This window comes from Streptomyces mutomycini, from assembly GCF_001700505.1.
Classification (GTDB): Bacteria; Actinomycetota; Actinomycetes; order Streptomycetales; family Streptomycetaceae; genus Streptomyces; species Streptomyces mutomycini.
The window spans coordinates 21,103-36,845 of record NZ_MAPV01000115.1; the positions used below are offsets into that span (position 1 = coordinate 21,103).

Here is a 15,743-nt window from a genome sequence, read left to right on the forward strand (position 1 = left end):
TCTCGCGGGTGCGGTGGAGACCGTCAGCCGGCCAGGCAGGACGGGCCGAGCAGCACCTTCAGATCACCGAAGAGGGCGGGGTCCGGCTTGACGCGGTGCCGGTCGAGCCGGAGCACGGTGGTCTTGCGGGGGCCCTGGAGCCTGATGCGCACCTCGGTGTCGCCCCGGTGGCTGCTGAGGACCTCGCCGAGCCGGCTGACCATCGGCGGGGTGACCCGGACCGTGGGGATGGTCAGGATGACGGGCGCGTTGGACCCGGCGTTGGAGATGTCGGGCACCTGCATCTCCATGGCGACCAGGCGCGGCACGTCCTCGCGCTTGTCGAGGCGCCCCTTGACGAAGACGACGGTGTCCTCGACGAGCTGGGTGGAGACCAGCTGGTAGGTCGCGGGGAAGAACATGCACTCGATGGAGCCCGCGAGGTCCTCCACGGTCGCGATGGCCCAGGCGTTGCCCTGCTTGGTCATCTTGCGCTGGAGGCCGGAGATGATGCCGCCGACGGTGACGATCGCGCCGTCGGAGTGCTCGCCGCCGGTGAGCTGCGAGATCGCCGCGTCCGACTTGTCGGACAGCACGTGCTCCAGACCGAAGAGCGGGTGGTCGGAGACGTACAGGCCGAGCATCTCGCGCTCCTGCGCGAGCAGGTAGGACTTCTCCCACTCGATGTCGGAGAACTCCACGTCGAGCCCGAAGCCCGGCTCGCCGCCGGCCTCCTCGCCGCCGCCGAAGAGGTCGAACTGCCCCTCGGCCTCCTTGCGCTTGACCTGCACCACGTTGTCGATCATCGGCTCGTGGTGGGCGACGAGTCCCTTGCGGGTGTGTCCCATCTCGTCGAAGGCGCCGGCCTTGATGAGCGATTCGACGGTGCGCTTGTTGCAGACGACCGCTTCGACCTTGTCGAGGAAGTCGGGGAACGTGGAGTACTTCCCCTTCGCCTTGCGGCACCTGATGATCGAGTCGACGACGTTCTGGCCGACGTTGCGGACGGCCGTCAGCCCGAAGAGGATCACGTCGTCGCCCTGGGCGGCGAAGTTCGACTCGGACTCGTTGACGTTGGGCGGGAGCACCTTGATGCCCATGCGCCGGCACTCGTTGAGGTAGACCGCGGACTTGTCCTTGTCGTCCTTGACCGAGGTCAGCAGGGCCGCCATGTACTCGGCGGGGTAGTTCGCCTTGAGGTAGGCGGTCCAGTAGGTGACCAGTCCGTAGGCGGAGGAGTGCGCCTTGTTGAACGCGTATCCGGCGAAGGGGACCAGGACGTCCCACAGGGCCTTGATCGCCGCGTCGGAGAAGCCGTTCTTCTTCGCGCCGGCCTCGAAGAGGACGAAGTTCTTCGCCAGCTCGTCGGCCTTCTTCTTGCCCATCACACGGCGCAGGATGTCGGCCTCGCCGAGCGAGTACCCGGCGACGATCTGGGCGGCCTTCTGCACCTGCTCCTGGTAGACGATCAGGCCGTAGGTGAGCCCGAGGACCTCCTTCAGGGGCTCCTCCAGCTCCGGGTGGATCGGGGTGATCTCCTGCCGGGCGTTCTTGCGCTCGGCGTAGTTCGTGTGGGAGTTCATTCCCATCGGGCCCGGCCGGTAGAGGGCCGAGACCGCGGAGATGTCCTCGAAGTTGTCGGGCTGCATCTGGCGCAGCAGTGAACGCATCGGCCCGCCGTCGAACTGGAACACCCCGAGCGTGTCACCGCGGCACAGCAGCTCGTACGTCTTGGGGTCGTCCAGCGGCAGGGAGAGCATCTCCAGGTCGACGCCCTTGTTGGCCTTCACCATCTTGATGGCGTCGTCCATGATCGTCAGGTTGCGCAGGCCGAGGAAGTCCATCTTCAGCAGGCCGAGCGACTCGCACTGCGGGTAGTCCCACTGCGTGATGGTGACGCCGTCGGTGTGCCGCACCCAGATCGGCGCGTGGTCGACGATGGGCTCGCTGGACATGATCACGCCGGCCGCGTGGACGCCCATCTGCCGGACGAGGCCCTCCACGCCCTTGGCGGTGTCGATGACCTTCTGGACGTCAGGCTCGTTCTCGTACATCCCGCGGATCTCGCCCGCCTCGCTGTAGCGCGGGTGCTTCGGGTCGGTGATGCCGTTGAGGTCGATGCCCTTGCCGAGGACGTCGGCGGGCATGGCCTTGGTGAGCCGGTCGCCCATCGCATAGGGGTATCCGAGGACCCGGGCGGAGTCCTTGATCGCGTTCTTGGCCTTGATCTTGCCGTAGGTGCCGATCATGGCGACCTTGTCGGCGCCGTACTTCTCGGTCACGTAACGGATCACCTCGACGCGCCTGCGCTCGTCGAAGTCGATGTCGACGTCGGGCATGGAGACGCGCTCGGGGTTGAGGAAGCGTTCGAAGATCAGCCCGTGTGTGATCGGGTCGAGGTCGGTGATGCCCATGGCGTAGGCGACGATCGATCCGGCGGCCGAACCACGCCCGGGGCCGACCGCGATGCCGTTGTTCTTGGCCCACATGATGAAGTCGGCGACGACGAGGAAGTACCCCGGGAACCCCATCTGGATGATGATGTCCATCTCGTACTCGGCCTGCTTCTGCCGGTCCTCGGGGACACCGCCGGGATAGCGGCGGCCCATGCCGACCCGGACCTCCTCCTGGAACCAGGTGATCTCCGTGAAGCCGTCCGGGATGTCGAACTTCGGCATCAGGTCGCGCTTCTCGAACATGCCGGTGGTGTCGATCTGCTGCGCGACGAGGAGGGTGTTGGCGCAGCCCTCCTGCCAGGCGTCGGAGGAGTCGACGCCGTACATCTCGTCCGTCGTCTTGAGGTAGTAGCCGGTGCCGTCGAAGCGGAAGCGGTCCGGGTCGGAGAGGTTCTTGCCGGTCTGGATGCACAGCAGGGCGTCGTGCGCCGTCGCCTCGTTGGCGTAGGTGTAGTGCGAGTCGTTCGTGACGAGCGGCGGGATGCCGAGCTTCCGGCCGATCTCCAGGAGCCCGTCGCGGACCCGGCGCTCGATCTCGATGCCGTGGTCCATCAGCTCCAGGAAGTACTTGCCCTCGCCGAAGATGTCCTTGTAGTCGGAGGCTGCCTGGACCGCCTCGTCGAACTGCCCGAGCCGCAGCCGGGTCTGCACCTCGCCGGAGGGGCACCCGGTGGAGGCGATCAGGCCCTCGGACCACTGGGAGATGGTCTCCTTGTCCATCCGCGGCCACTTCTGCAGCCAGCCCTCGGCGTACGCGTCCGAGGAGAGCTTGAAGAGGTTGTGCAGCCCGGTGCTGTTCGAAGCCCAGATCGTCTTGTGGGTGTAACCGCCGGAACCCGAGACGTCGTCGCGCTTCTGGTGCGGCTGGCCCCACTGGATCTTGCGCTTGTGCTTGCGGGACTCGGGGGCGACGTACGCCTCGATCCCGATGATCGGCGTCACTCCGGCCTTCCGGGCCGAGTGGAAGAAGTCGTACGCCCCGTGGAGGTTGCCGTGGTCGGTCATCGCGATGTGCGACATGCCCATGTCGTTGCACGCTTCGAACATGTCCTTGAGCCGCGCGGCACCGTCCAGCAGCGAGTACTGGGTGTGGACGTGCAGGTGCGTGAAGGGCGGCTTGCTCACGGCGCTGTGCCTCCGGGGCGGTCTTCAGGGCGGCGCGAAGCGCCTCGATGAGGGGTGGTGGTCGGGCGACGGGTGGGAGGTGACGGGTTGGGGGGACAGCGTGGAAGTCTACGTCCTGGAGGTCACGGACGACGGGCACTCCGGGGTACGGTCGCGCGTTGGAAGAGCGGGGACGCCCGTCCCATTTGTCATGCACGCCCTGTACCAGGAGGCACCCAGCGATGTCGGACACGCAGACCCGCGCGGAGCAGCGCGGGGAGCAGATTCTCGCCGTTTTCGACACCGCTTTCGGGGAGCTCCTGGCCGCCGACCCCGCAGCGTTCAAGGTGAAGTTCCGCAAGATGGCGGGTTCCGCCTTCGCGTTCTACCGGGGCTCGGCCGGCCTGTTCTACGCCGATCTGGAGCGTGAGCAGCGCGGCGGCCCGTATCTGGACGAGCGGACCAGCCGGGTGTGGGTCCACGGCGATCTGCACGCCGAGAACTTCGGCACCTACATGGACGCCAACGGCCGGCTCGTGTTCAACGTCAACGACTTCGACGAGGCCTATGTGGGCCCCTTCACCTGGGACCTCAAGCGTTTCGCCGCTTCCGTCGCCCTGATCGGTTACGCGAAGGCGCTGGGCGACGACCAGATCTCCGAGCTCGTCCGGGTCTTCGCGGACGCCTACCGCGAGCGGATCCACGCCCTGGCGACCGGCGCCAAGAACGACGAGGTGCCGCCGTTCACCCTGGACACCGCCGAGGGCCCACTGCTCGGCGCGCTGCGTGACGCCCGGGCGCTGACCCGCTTCGGCCTGCTGGAGTCGATGACGGAGATCCGGGACTTCGAGCGCCGGTTCTCCGACGGCGGCGGCGCGATCGACCTGGACGCCGCGACGCGGTACAAGGTGCTCGCCGCGTTCGACGGTTACCTGGAGACGCTGCCGGAGTCGAGCCTGACGCGGCCGGACTCCTACCGGGTCAAGGACGTCGTCGGCCGCCGCGGCATCGGCATCGGGTCGGCCGGCCTGCCCTCGTACAACATCCTCCTGGAGGGCAACAGCGACGCCCTGGAGAACGATGTGGTGATCTACATCAAGCAGGCGCAGACCCCGGCGGTGTCCCGGCACATCACCGACGCGGCGGTGCGGGAGTACTTCCAGCACGAGGGGCACCGCACGGTGATCTCGCAGCGCGCGCTCCAGGCGCACGCCGACCCCTGGCTGGGCTGGACCGAGCTGGACGGGTCGGGTCAGCTGGTCGCCGAGGTCTCTCCGTACGCGGTCGACCTGGACTGGTCCGACATCGACGAGCCGGAGGAGATCGCGGCGGTGGTCGCCGATCTCGGCCGGGCCACGGCGACGATGCACTCGGCCGCGGACGACGAGAGCGGGCACTCGCTGGTGCCGTTCTCCACGGAGCGCGCGATCGACGCGGCCATCGCGGCCGACGAGGAGGGCTTCGCCGGCCTGCTGGTCGACTTCGCGCACAGCTACGGTGCGCGCACCCGCGCCGACCACCAGATCTTCGTCGACCTCTTCCGCAACGGCCGCATCCCGGGCCTGTAGGCCCGCTCCGGCGGATCCTTTAGGGCTCTCCTACGGGTACCCATGACACACTCTCCGGCGATGGACGTATCAGGGACGCAGATGAGAGCGGTACGCGCGGCGCTGTTCACCGCGCTCGTCGTCACGCTCTCGTCCGCGTCCCATGTGCTGCTCTCCCGGGTCCCGCTGCCGATGACCGCCGTCGCACTGCTGGCCGGGGCCGTCTTCGCCGTGGCGTTCGCGCTGGCGGGCCGCGAGCGCGGTTTCGGGGCGATCGCCGGGCTGCTGGTTCCGCTGGAGCTGGCCGCCGACACCGTGTTCACCACGGGCCAGCACCTCTGCTACGGGGCGGCCGGCGGCCCGATAGCGGGTCCGCTGCGCTCCGTGGGCGTCGACGTGCTCTGCGGCGACGGAGCCGGGGCGGACGGCCTCTCCGGTGTGGCCGCGGTCGGCACTCCCCTGGCCGGGGTGACCGCCGAGCCGCATCACGCCGCCGCGCTGCTGGCCTCGCCGGGGCCCGCCGTTCCCTGGCTGCTGCTGGTCGCACACGTGACGGTGGGCCTGCTGGCCGCCGCCTGGCTGCGGCGCGGCGAGTCGGCGCTCGCGGGGCTGCTGCGCGCCGCGGCCGCCGTCGCCTTCCGGCCGCTGCTCGTCGCGGTCGCCGTGGCGGGCGGGGCGCGGCGCGGTGTGCGGTCCGGTGCCCGGCGCACCGGCCGCCCGCACCCGCTCGCCCCGGCCCGCTTCCTGGTGCACTCCGTGGGACGGAGGGGCCCGCCGCGCTCGGCCTTCACCCCTGCCTGAGTACGCGGTAAGTCCCCCTTCAGAGTCACCCCCACTTCTTCGGAGCATCCTCATGAGCAGTCGCAACAGCCAGGCCAACAAGTCCGCAGCCCGTGAGCGGCTGCGCGTGGAGCGCGAGCGCCAGGCGAAGAAGGACAAGGCGCGCAAGCAGATCGTCGTCGGCGTCTCCGTCGTGGCCGTGCTCGCGGTGGCCGGCGCCGTCAGCTACGGCGTGATGCAGCTGAACAAGCCCTCCGCCTGGGAGGCCGCCGCGGACGCGAAGAACGTCACCGCGCCCAAGAACACCTCGGGCGACGACGGCACGACCGTCGTGATCGGCGAGTCGAGCGCCAAGAAGACCCTGGAACTGTACGAGGACTCGCGCTGCCCGATCTGCGCCACGTTCGAGCAGACGGTCGGCGAGACCGTGGACAAGGACGTCGAGGCCGGAAAGTACAAGATCAAGTACGTCGGCGCGACCTTCATCGACAACTCGGACAGCGGCGAGGGCTCGAAGAACGCCCTGAGCGCGCTGGGCGCGGCGCTCGACGTGAGCCCCGAAGCCTTCCTGGAGTACAAGACCGCGCTGTACTCCGCCAAGTACCACCCCGAGGAGGCGAACGACAAGTTCGCCAAGGACAGTTACCTGATCGAGGTGGCGGACTCGGTGGAAGCGCTGAAGGGCAACACGGCCTTCCGGAAGAACGTCGAGGACGGCACGTTCGACGCCTGGGCGATCAAGATGTCGAAGGCGTTCGACAAGAGCGGTGTCCAGGGCACGCCGACCCTCAAGATGGACGGCAAGAAGGTCACCGCCGAGGGCAGCGAGAACGCGCCCATGACGGTGGCCGACTTCAACACCGCGATCACCAAGGCGCTGAAGGGCTGACGCGGGGAGCTCCGGCTCCACAGCACCGAAGTCACGACTTCGGGTGCGGATCACCGACAGGCGGGCGAACCTCTCCGGTTCGCCCGCCTGCCCGAGCCGGCTGACCCCGCGGCTGAGACGGACGAGGGCCCGAACCTGTTCGGGCCCTCGTCGTGTTGTGCGGGCGGCCTACAGGGTCGCGAGGAATCCGATGGCGACCTTCCAGGCCAGCTCGGCGGCCGCCTGGTCGAAGTCGGGCAGGTCCGGGTCGGTGAACAGATGTCCGGCCCCCGGGTAGCGGTAGACCTCGACGTCCGCGCCGGTCCGCTGCATCTGGAGGTACCAGCTGGTCAGCCAGTCGTGCGACTCGAACGGGTCGGGGTCGGCCACGTGCAGCTGTACGGGCAGTTCGTCGACCGAGGCGTTCTCGGCGATGTCCGAGGTGCCGTGGAGCAGCAGCAGCCCCCGGGCCTTCGCGTCGCCCAGTGCGAGGGTCTGCGCGACCGATGCCCCGAACGAGAATCCCGCGTAGACGAGGCCCTGGTCGGAGTAGGGCGCGGCGGCCAGGACGGCACGCTTGAGCAGCTCGTCCTTGCCCAGCTGCTCCTTGAAGGCCATTCCGTCCTCGACGGTTTCGAAGGTGTGCCCCTCGAAGAGATCGGGCACGCGCACTTCGTGCCCGGCTGCGCGCAGCCGCTCGGCGGACGCGTGCACGGCCGGCCTCAGACCGCAGGTCGAGTGGAAAAGCATGATGTTCATGCGGTCCATGGTGCCAGGCGTGCCCCGACTCTTGGAGGACGACGGAATGGAGAACGTACTGCGACCGCTGCTCGTGGTGGGCGGATCGCTGGTGATCACGCTGCTGGTGGGCTGGCTGGTCGATCTGCTGCTGCGCCGCGCCGACAGCCGGCATCACGAGACGCCCGTCTGGGGTCTGCTCCGGCTCTGCCGGCTCCCCCTGCAGGTCGTGCTCTGCACGGCGCTGCTGAGGGCCAGCTTCGGCCAGATCCGGCTCGACCTGGTGCGGGAGCACCGAGCGGGAATCGGTCAGGTCCTGACGCTGGTGCTGATAGCGGCGTCCGCCTGGCTGGTGATCCGCGTCGCGGCCACCATTGTGCAGTCCTCGTACGCGCGGTACGCGACGGGGACCCGCGACCCCGCCCGCGTACGACGGGTCCGTACCCAGGTCACCCTGATCCAGCGTGTGGTCACCGCCGTGGTGGCGACGGTCGCGATCGCGGCGATGCTGCTGACCTTCCCGGCGATGCGCGCCGTCGGCACGTCGATGCTGGCGTCGGCCGGTGTGCTCGGCATCGTCGCCGGTGTCGCCGCGCAGTCGACGCTCGGCAACCTCTTCGCGGGTTTCCAGATCGCCTTCGGCGACATGGTGCGGATCGGCGACACCGTGGTGGTGGACGGCGAGTGGGGCACCGTGGAGGAGATCACCCTGACCTTCCTCGCGGTGCGGACCTGGGACGAGCGGCGGATCACCATGCCCGTGTCGTACTTCACGAGCAAGCCGTTCGAGAACTGGTCGCGCGGCGGGGTGCAGATGACCGGCACCGTCTTCTTCCAGCTCGACCACTCGGCCCCGGTCGCGGCGATGCGCGACCGGCTGCGCGATGTCCTCGGGGAGTGCGCCGCCTGGGACGGCCGCGACTGGTCCCTGGCCGTCACCGACACCACCCCCACGACGATCGAGGTGCGGGCGGTGGTCACCGCGAAGGACGCGGACGACATCTGGACGGTGCGCTGCGCCGTGCGGGAGCAGATGATCGGCTGGCTCCGGGACAACCATCCGTACGCACTGCCCCGGGTCGTGACGTCTCCCGCGGCGCTGCCGCCCGGCGACCACTGGCGGGAGCTGACCGGCGCGGAGTCCATGAGCCCGTCGGCCAACGGCCGTCCGGCCGACCTCGACAAGGCCCCGCGCACGGGCCGCGGCTGACCCGGCAGCCCGGCGCCACGCCGGGCCGGGCGGCCTGCGGTACTGAACTGCCGGACGCAACGTCAGAGCGCGCGGCGCATGGCCCGGTGCGGCATCCCCGCGTCAGGGAACTCGGGCCCGTACGCCGTGTAACCGAGCCGCTCGTAGAAGCCGAGCGCGTGCGTCTGCGCGTGCAGGTCCACGGCGGACAGGCCCAGGGTGCGGGCCTCCTCCTCCACGGCGCGGACCAGTGCGGCCCCGACGCCGAGGCCACGGGCCTCGCGGGTCACGGCGAGCCGGCCGAGCGACCCGACGGTCAGGTCGCCGCCGGTCTTTCCCGCGGCGGCCTCACCGTGCAGCAGCCGTCCCGTGCCGAGTGCGGAGCCGGACGCGTCTACGGCGATGACGTGCACCGCTGTGGAGTCGTGGGCGTCGTACTCGATCTCCTCGGGCACCTGCTGCTCCCCGACGAAGACGTCCTTGCGGACCTGGAAGCACGCCGCGAGGTCGCTCTCGTCGACAGCCCGCCGGGTGACGCAGGGGGCGGCCCCGGGGTTCATTCGCTCTCCGCCGCGATCGTGTCGAGGGCGTGGCGGAGGTCGTCCGGGTAGCCGCTCTCGAATTCGACCCAGCCGCCGTCGGCCGGGTGCTCGAAGCCGAGGCGGACCGCGTGCAGCCACTGCCGGGTCAGGCCGAGGCGCTTGGACAGCGTCGGGTCGGCGCCGTAGGTCAGGTCGCCGACACAGGGGTGGCGGTGCGCGGACATGTGCACACGGATCTGGTGCGTGCGCCCGGTCTCCAGCTTGATGTCGAGCAGGCTGGCCGCCCGGAAGGCCTCGATGAGGTCGTAGTGCGTCACGGAGGGCTTGCCCTCGGCGGTGACGGCCCACTTGTAGTCGTGCTGCGGGTGGCGGCCGATGGGGGCGTCGATGGTGCCGCTCATCGGGTCGGGGTGACCCTGCACCAGCGCGTGGTACTTCTTCTCGACGACCCGGTCGCGGAACTGCGCCTTGAGCAGGGTGTAGGCCCGCTCGGACTTGGCCACGACCATCAGACCGGAGGTGCCGACGTCCAGGCGGTGCACGATGCCCTGCCGCTCGGCGGCACCCGACGTCGAGATGCGGTAGCCGGCGGCCGCGAGGCCGCCGATGACGGTGGTGCCGGTCCAGCCGGGGCTGGGGTGGGCGGCGACGCCGACCGGCTTCATGATGACGACGATGTCGTCGTCGTCATGGACGATCTCCATGCCTTCGACGGGCTCGGCGACGATCTGGACCGGAGCGGGTGCCTGGGGCATCTCCACTTCGAGCCAGGCACCGCCGTGCACCCGCTCGGACTTCCCGGCAACCGCTCCGTCCACCTGGACCTTCCCGGCTGCGGCCAGCTCGGCGGCCTTGGTGCGGGAGAAACCGAACATCCGGGAGATGGCGGCGTCGACACGCTCGCCCTCCAGGCCGTCGGGTACGGGCAGGGTGCGGACCTCGGGATACGTACTCACCAGTCGAGTATGCCTTGCGCCCACTAGTCCTTGTGCACGGTGCCGTCGGGGTCCAGGCCCTTGAAGGAAAGGATCACGATGAGGATCCCCCCGCACACGATCGCGGAGTCGGCGAGGTTGAAGACGGCGAAGTGGGCCGGAGCGATGAAGTCGACCACCGCGCCCTTGAAGACGCCCGGCGCGCGGAAGATGCGGTCGGTGAGGTTGCCGAGCGCTCCGCCGAGCAGCAGTCCCAGTGCGATGGCCCAGGGCAGGCTGTAGAGCTTGCGGGCGAGCCGGATGATCACGACGATCACCACGGCCGCGATGGCCGTGAAGATCACGGTGAACGCCTCACCGATCCCGAACGCGGCACCCGCGTTGCGGATCGCGTCGAACTTCAGCCAGTCGCCGAAGATCTCGATGGGCTCCTCGTGCTCCAGCTTCGCGACCACGATCATCTTGCTGACCAGGTCCAGGAGATAGGCCAGGACGGCCACACCCAGGAGTACCAGGACCTTCTTCTTCCCGCTCCGGGCGCTGCCCGGCTCGTCGCTCCCCTCCGGGGCCGGGCCTCCGGCGGGCTGCTGGGGCTCAGCCCCGTCCGCCCCCTCGGCATCGGGGATATCCGGCGTACCGATGATGCGCTCCGCCTCTGCCACGTGAGTCCCTCAACCTAGGTGCCTGACTGAGGACGAGGGTACGACACACCCCGGGATCCGGGGTTCTCAGCCCCGGATCCCGGACCGCCGGGCCGCTTCCTCCGGATCAGGCCCGGTCCGGTCCCGTCCCGCCCGGTCCGGGCCTGAATCCGTGCGGGCCTTCAGCCGCGCCGCTCCTGCTTCTGCTTGTCCTCCACGCAGAGCGTGGCCCGGGGGAAGGCCTGCATCCGCGCCTTGCCGATCGGCTTGCCGCAGACTTCGCAGAGACCGTAGGTCCCCGCGTCGAGCCGGGCGAGGGCTCGCTCGGTCTGTTCCAGGGTCTCCTGGGCGTGGGCCGCGAGGGACAGCTCGTGCTCCCTGGTGATGTTCTTCGTGCCGGTGTCCGCGTCGTCGTCGCCGGCCCCGTCCCCGGAGTCGCGCATCAGCCCGGCCAGCGCCGCACCCGACGCCTCCAGCTCCGTGCGCAGCCGCAGGACCTCACCGGCAAGCCCGGTCCGTGCCGTGTCGACCTCCTCCGGGGTCCAGGGGTCCTCCCCCGGCCTGACCGCCAGGTCTCCGGGCGCCGTCGCGACTCCGGCCCCGGCCGGTGCGACCGCCGTCGCGGTGCCCTCTCCTGCAGCCGTGGTCCGGGCCGCGCTCTTCTTGGCTACCACCGTGTGGGCTCCTGTCTGCTCGGCGGCCGGAGCCGCCCCCGTGGCCTTCCTCGACGCATTACCTGCTGCGCTCTTCCTGGCCGTGCTCTTCTTCGCCGGCCCTTCGTGGGCCGTTTCCTCACCGGCCCGCTCCGGCTCCGGCGGATGTGCGGCCGTCTTCTTTCCGGCGGCCTTCCTCGCCTTCTTCCCGGCCGGCTTCTCCTCGCCCGCGTTCCCCGTCTCCTCCTCGGCAGCCGCAGCCGTGGATCCTTCGGATGCCGTTCTCGGTACGGCGGTCTTCTTCGTCACCATGGCCGCGGCCCCTTCACATATTGTGATCTTGCACGCGAATCGTGCTGGGACGATAAATCGACCCCAGCTCCGCGGCAACGGGGCACGCCGCCGGTTCGCCCCTCCCCGCGGCCGGGCAGTGGCGCGCCTGCAACCGTTGTGCCCAGCTCCCCGCCCGGTAATCCGCCCCCGCTCGCTCTCCGGGACTCCGTCCGCGCCGAGTGGCCATTCGGGTGCAAGCCCCTCCCGTGTGCCGCCGGCCCAAAACCGGTCGGCCGCCGCCCGTACGGGCCCGTACACTGGCCGCAGCGAGAGGCATGGACGGGACGAGTAGCGTCGTACGCAGCCAGGAGCGACCCGGGGACGGTGGGAGCCCGGGGGCGAGCGCGCCGTGAAAATCACCCCGGAGCCGCCGGAAGAAAGCCTTGGACCCATGGGATCCGCCCACGGGAGCAAGGCGACTAGACCCGGCATCGCTGCCCCAATGAGGGGGCCACGGGTGCATGCCCGGGGCCAAGGAGGGTGGTACCGCGGGAGCCGATCCGGTTCTCGTCCCTCCGACGGAAGTGGAAGACGTCCGCCGGAGGAAGCCCGCACATGACATCGCCGCAGTACCGCCAGGTACCCGCCCAGGTCGACCTGCCCGCCCTCGAGCACGCCGTGCTCGACTTCTGGCGCGACAGCAAGGTCTTCGCCAAGAGTCTCGAGGAGTCCGAGGGCCGCCCCGAGTGGGTCTTCTACGAGGGCCCGCCGACCGCCAACGGCATGCCCGGGGCCCACCACATCGAGGCACGCGTCTTCAAGGACGTCTTCCCGCGCTTCCGCACCATGCAGGGCTACCACGTCGGCCGCAAGGCCGGCTGGGACTGCCACGGCCTGCCGGTCGAGCTCGCGGTGGAGAAGGAGCTGGGCTTCAACGGCAAGAAGGACATCGAGGCCTACGGCATCGCCGAGTTCAACGCGAAGTGCCGTGAGTCCGTGACCCGTCACACCGACGCGTTCACCGAGCTCACGACCCGCATGGGGTACTGGGTCGACCTGGACGACGCCTACCGCACGATGGACCCGGAGTACGTCGACTCCGTGTGGTGGTCGCTGAAGGAGATCTTCAACAAGGACCTGCTGGTCCAGGACCACCGCGTCGCCCCCTGGTGCCCGCGCTGCGGCACCGGCCTCTCGGACCACGAGCTCGCCCAGGGCTACGAGACGGTCGTCGACCCCTCGGTCTTCGTCCGCTTCCCGCTGACGAGCGGCCCGCTGGCCGGCGAGGCCGCCCTGCTGGTCTGGACGACGACCCCCTGGACCCTGGTCTCCAACACCGCCGTCGCCGCACACCCCGACGTCTCCTACGTCGTCGCGACCGACGGCGAGGAGAAGCTGGTCGTGGCCCGGCCGCTGGTCGAGAAGGCGCTCGGTGAGGGCTGGGAGCTCACCGGTCAGACGTTCACCGGCCGTGAGATGGAGCGCTGGAGCTACGAACGCCCCTTCCAGCTTGTCGAGTTCCCCTCCGAGGCGCACTACGTCGTCAACGCCGAGTACGTCACGACCGAGGACGGCACGGGTCTGGTCCACCAGTCCCCCGCCTTCGGCGCCGACGACCTCCTCGTCTGCCGCTCGTACGGCCTGCCGGTCGTCAACCCGGTCCGCCCCGACGGAACCTTCGAGGAGGACCTCCCGCTGGTCGGCGGCGTCTTCTTCAAGAAGGCCGACGAGGCCCTCACCGAGGATCTGGCGGCGCGCGGCAAGCTCTTCCGCCACGTCCCGTACGAGCACAGCTACCCGCACTGCTGGCGCTGCCACACGGCGCTCCTGTACTACGCGCAGCCCTCCTGGTACATCCGCACGACCGCGGTCAAGGACCGGCTGCTCCAGGAGAACGAGAAGACCAACTGGTTCCCGGACTCGGTCAAGCACGGCCGTTTCGGCGACTGGCTGAACAACAACGTCGACTGGGCGCTGTCCCGCAACCGTTACTGGGGCACGCCGCTGCCGATCTGGCGCTGCGAGGACGGCCACCTCACCTGCGTGGGCTCGCGCGCGGAGCTCACCGGACTGACGGGCACCGACCAGTCGGACCTGGACCCGCACCGCCCGTTCATCGACGAGATCACGTTCACCTGCTCGCACGAGAACTGCCAGCTGGAGGCGTACCGCGTCCCGGAGGTCATCGACGCCTGGTACGACTCGGGTTCGATGCCGTTCGCGCAGTGGGGCTACCCGTACAAGAACAAGGAAGTCTTCGAGAGCCGCTATCCGGCGCAGTTCATCTCGGAGGCCATCGACCAGACGCGCGGCTGGTTCTACACGCTGATGGCGGTCGGCACGCTCGTCTTCGACAAGTCCAGTTACGAGAACGTGGTCTGCCTGGGCCACATCCTCGCCGAGGACGGCCGGAAGATGTCCAAGCACCTCGGCAACATCCTCCAGCCGATCCCGCTGATGGACCAGCACGGCGCCGACGCGGTGCGCTGGTTCATGGCGGCGGGCGGCTCCCCGTGGGCGGCACGACGCGTGGGCCACGGCACCATCCAGGAGGTCGTCCGCAAGACGCTCCTCACCTACTGGAACACGGTGGCCTTCCAGGCCCTGTACGCACGTACGTCGGGCTGGGCACCGTCCGCGGCCGATCCGGCCCCGGCCGACCGCACGGTCCTGGACCGCTGGCTGCTGAGCGAGCTCGGCACCCTGGTCGACGAGGTCACCAAGGCTCTGGAGGGGTACGACACCCAGCGCGCCGGCAAGCTGCTCTCGGCCTTCGTCGACGACCTGTCCAACTGGTACGTCCGCCGCTCGCGCCGCCGCTTCTGGCAGGGCGACAAGGCGGCGCTGCGCACCCTGCACGAGGTCGTGGAGACGGTCACGCGGCTGATGGCCCCGCTGACCCCGTTCATCACGGAGCGGGTCTGGCAGGACCTGATCGTCCCGGTCGCCCCTGAGGCCCCCGAGTCGGTGCACCTGTCCACATGGCCCAAGGCCGACCCGGCATCGGTCGACCCGGCGCTCTCCTCGCAGATGGCCCTCGTACGCCGCCTGGTCGAGCTGGGCCGGGCCACGCGTGCCGAGTCGGGCGTCAAGACCAGGCAGCCGCTGTCGCGGGCCCTGGTCGCCGCCTCGGGCTTCGACTCGCTCACCCCCGAGCTGCGCGCCCAGATCACGGAGGAGCTGAACGTCTCCTCCCTGGCCTCCCTCTCGGAGGTCGGCGGCTCGCTGGTCGACACCACGGCGAAGGCGAACTTCCGCGCGCTGGGCAAGCGGTTCGGCAAGGGTGTCCAGGCGGTGGCCAAGGCCGTCGCGGACGCCGACGCGGCCGCGCTCTCCCTGGCGCTGCGCGAGGGCACGGCGTCGGTCGAGGTGGACGGCGAGCGGGTCACCCTGGCCCCCGACGAGGTCATCATCACGGAGACACCGCGCGAGGGCTGGTCGGTGGCGTCCGACTCGGGCGCGACGGTCGCCCTGGACCTGGAGATCACCCCCGAGCTGCGGGCGGCCGGGCTTGCCCGTGACGCGATCCGGCTGATCCAGGAGGCCCGCAAGAACAGCGGCCTGGACGTGGCGGACCGGATCGCGGTCCGCTGGACGTCGGCGTCCCCGGCGACGGCCGAGGCCCTGACCGAGCACGCGGCCCTGATCGCGGACGAGGTCCTGGCCCTGGACTACGCGCAGGGCGAGGCGGACGACGCGTACGGCACGGCCTTCGAGGACGAGGGCCTGTCCCTCACCTTCCGTCTCCGCAAGACGGAAAGCTGACCCACACCCGACCCGAGCGGCCCGCCCATCCCCCTGGATGGCCGGGCCGCTTCCGTTTTCCCCGGCCCCGGCTCGGCGTCCTTCCCCGCCGTGACGAAGCACACCTGACCGCCCGGCACCCCGAGAACCATCCGACCTGCCTGGCCAGCCCGGCCCGCCGGTGGGTCCTCCTCCCCCGGAGCACACCCCCCTCAGCCCCTCCGGCGTTTGAGGAGCGGGGGCCGGAGGGCTGAGCCCCCGGTTCGGGAAGGGGCGGGCCTGGGGAACAAGCCC

The 15,743-nt window shown here is 69.9% G+C and carries 11 protein-coding genes; 5 read left to right on the forward strand and 6 right to left on the reverse strand.

What is annotated here, in order from left to right; all coding sequences use genetic code 11:
- Window positions 1-23: 23 nt before the first annotated feature.
- Window positions 24-3,560 (reverse strand): DNA polymerase III subunit alpha, encoded by a 3,537-nt coding sequence (gene dnaE, locus BFF76_RS17620; RefSeq protein ID WP_031098970.1) that lies wholly within the window; start codon window positions 3,558-3,560, stop codon window positions 24-26.
- Window positions 3,561-3,781: 221 nt separating this feature from the next.
- On the opposite strand from dnaE, the gene BFF76_RS17625 reads away from it, so the two are divergent.
- Genes BFF76_RS17625 through BFF76_RS17635 form a run of 3 tightly spaced genes read left to right on the forward strand, consistent with a single transcriptional unit; the run spans window position 3,782 to window position 6,755 of the window.
- Window positions 3,782-5,107, forward strand: a complete 1,326-nt coding sequence (locus BFF76_RS17625) for a DUF2252 domain-containing protein (protein WP_031098968.1) — start codon at window positions 3,782-3,784, stop codon at window positions 5,105-5,107.
- A 60-nt stretch (window positions 5,108-5,167) separates the two neighbouring features.
- A complete protein-coding gene (locus BFF76_RS17630; protein WP_053929873.1) occupies window positions 5,168-5,887 on the forward strand; it encodes a hypothetical protein in 720 nt (239 codons plus the stop codon).
- Window positions 5,888-5,939: 52 nt separating this feature from the next.
- On the forward strand, window positions 5,940-6,755 hold the full coding sequence (locus BFF76_RS17635; RefSeq protein WP_031098963.1) for a DsbA family protein: 816 nt from the start codon (window positions 5,940-5,942) through the stop codon (window positions 6,753-6,755).
- 168 nt (window positions 6,756-6,923) lie between these two features.
- Here the strand turns inward: BFF76_RS17635 and BFF76_RS17640 are convergent, their stop codons facing one another.
- The gene (locus tag BFF76_RS17640; RefSeq protein ID WP_031098959.1) at window positions 6,924-7,502 is read right to left on the reverse strand and encodes a dienelactone hydrolase family protein; all 579 of its coding nucleotides are present in this window, start codon (window positions 7,500-7,502) and stop codon (window positions 6,924-6,926) included.
- A 37-nt stretch (window positions 7,503-7,539) separates the two neighbouring features.
- On the opposite strand from BFF76_RS17640, the gene BFF76_RS17645 reads away from it, so the two are divergent.
- Window positions 7,540-8,682 carry a mechanosensitive ion channel family protein gene (locus BFF76_RS17645; RefSeq protein WP_031098957.1) on the forward strand — a complete coding sequence of 381 codons (1,143 nt, stop codon included), beginning with the start codon at window positions 7,540-7,542 and terminating at the stop codon, window positions 8,680-8,682.
- 62 nt (window positions 8,683-8,744) lie between these two features.
- Here BFF76_RS17645 and BFF76_RS17650 read toward each other — a convergent pair whose 3' ends face one another.
- The 4 genes from BFF76_RS17650 to BFF76_RS17665 all read right to left on the reverse strand — a co-directional run bounded on the left by BFF76_RS17650 (window position 8,745) and on the right by BFF76_RS17665 (window position 11,744).
- Window positions 8,745-9,221, reverse strand: coding sequence for a GNAT family N-acetyltransferase (locus BFF76_RS17650; RefSeq protein WP_031098955.1), 477 nt, complete (start codon window positions 9,219-9,221; stop codon window positions 8,745-8,747).
- A complete protein-coding gene (locus BFF76_RS17655; protein WP_053929871.1) occupies window positions 9,218-10,159 on the reverse strand; it encodes an RluA family pseudouridine synthase in 942 nt (313 codons plus the stop codon). Before BFF76_RS17655 ends, BFF76_RS17650 begins: the two co-directional genes overlap by 4 nt.
- A 23-nt stretch (window positions 10,160-10,182) precedes the next feature.
- The gene (gene lspA, locus BFF76_RS17660) at window positions 10,183-10,800 is read right to left on the reverse strand and encodes a signal peptidase II (protein ID WP_031098953.1); all 618 of its coding nucleotides are present in this window, start codon (window positions 10,798-10,800) and stop codon (window positions 10,183-10,185) included.
- A 161-nt stretch (window positions 10,801-10,961) separates the two neighbouring features.
- On the reverse strand, window positions 10,962-11,744 hold the full coding sequence (locus BFF76_RS17665; RefSeq protein ID WP_065848578.1) for a TraR/DksA family transcriptional regulator: 783 nt from the start codon (window positions 11,742-11,744) through the stop codon (window positions 10,962-10,964).
- Between the two features lie 576 nt (window positions 11,745-12,320).
- On the opposite strand from BFF76_RS17665, the gene ileS reads away from it, so the two are divergent.
- Window positions 12,321-15,470, forward strand: a complete 3,150-nt coding sequence (gene ileS, locus BFF76_RS17670; RefSeq protein WP_065848579.1) for an isoleucine--tRNA ligase — start codon at window positions 12,321-12,323, stop codon at window positions 15,468-15,470.
- Window positions 15,471-15,743: the final 273 nt, after the last annotated feature.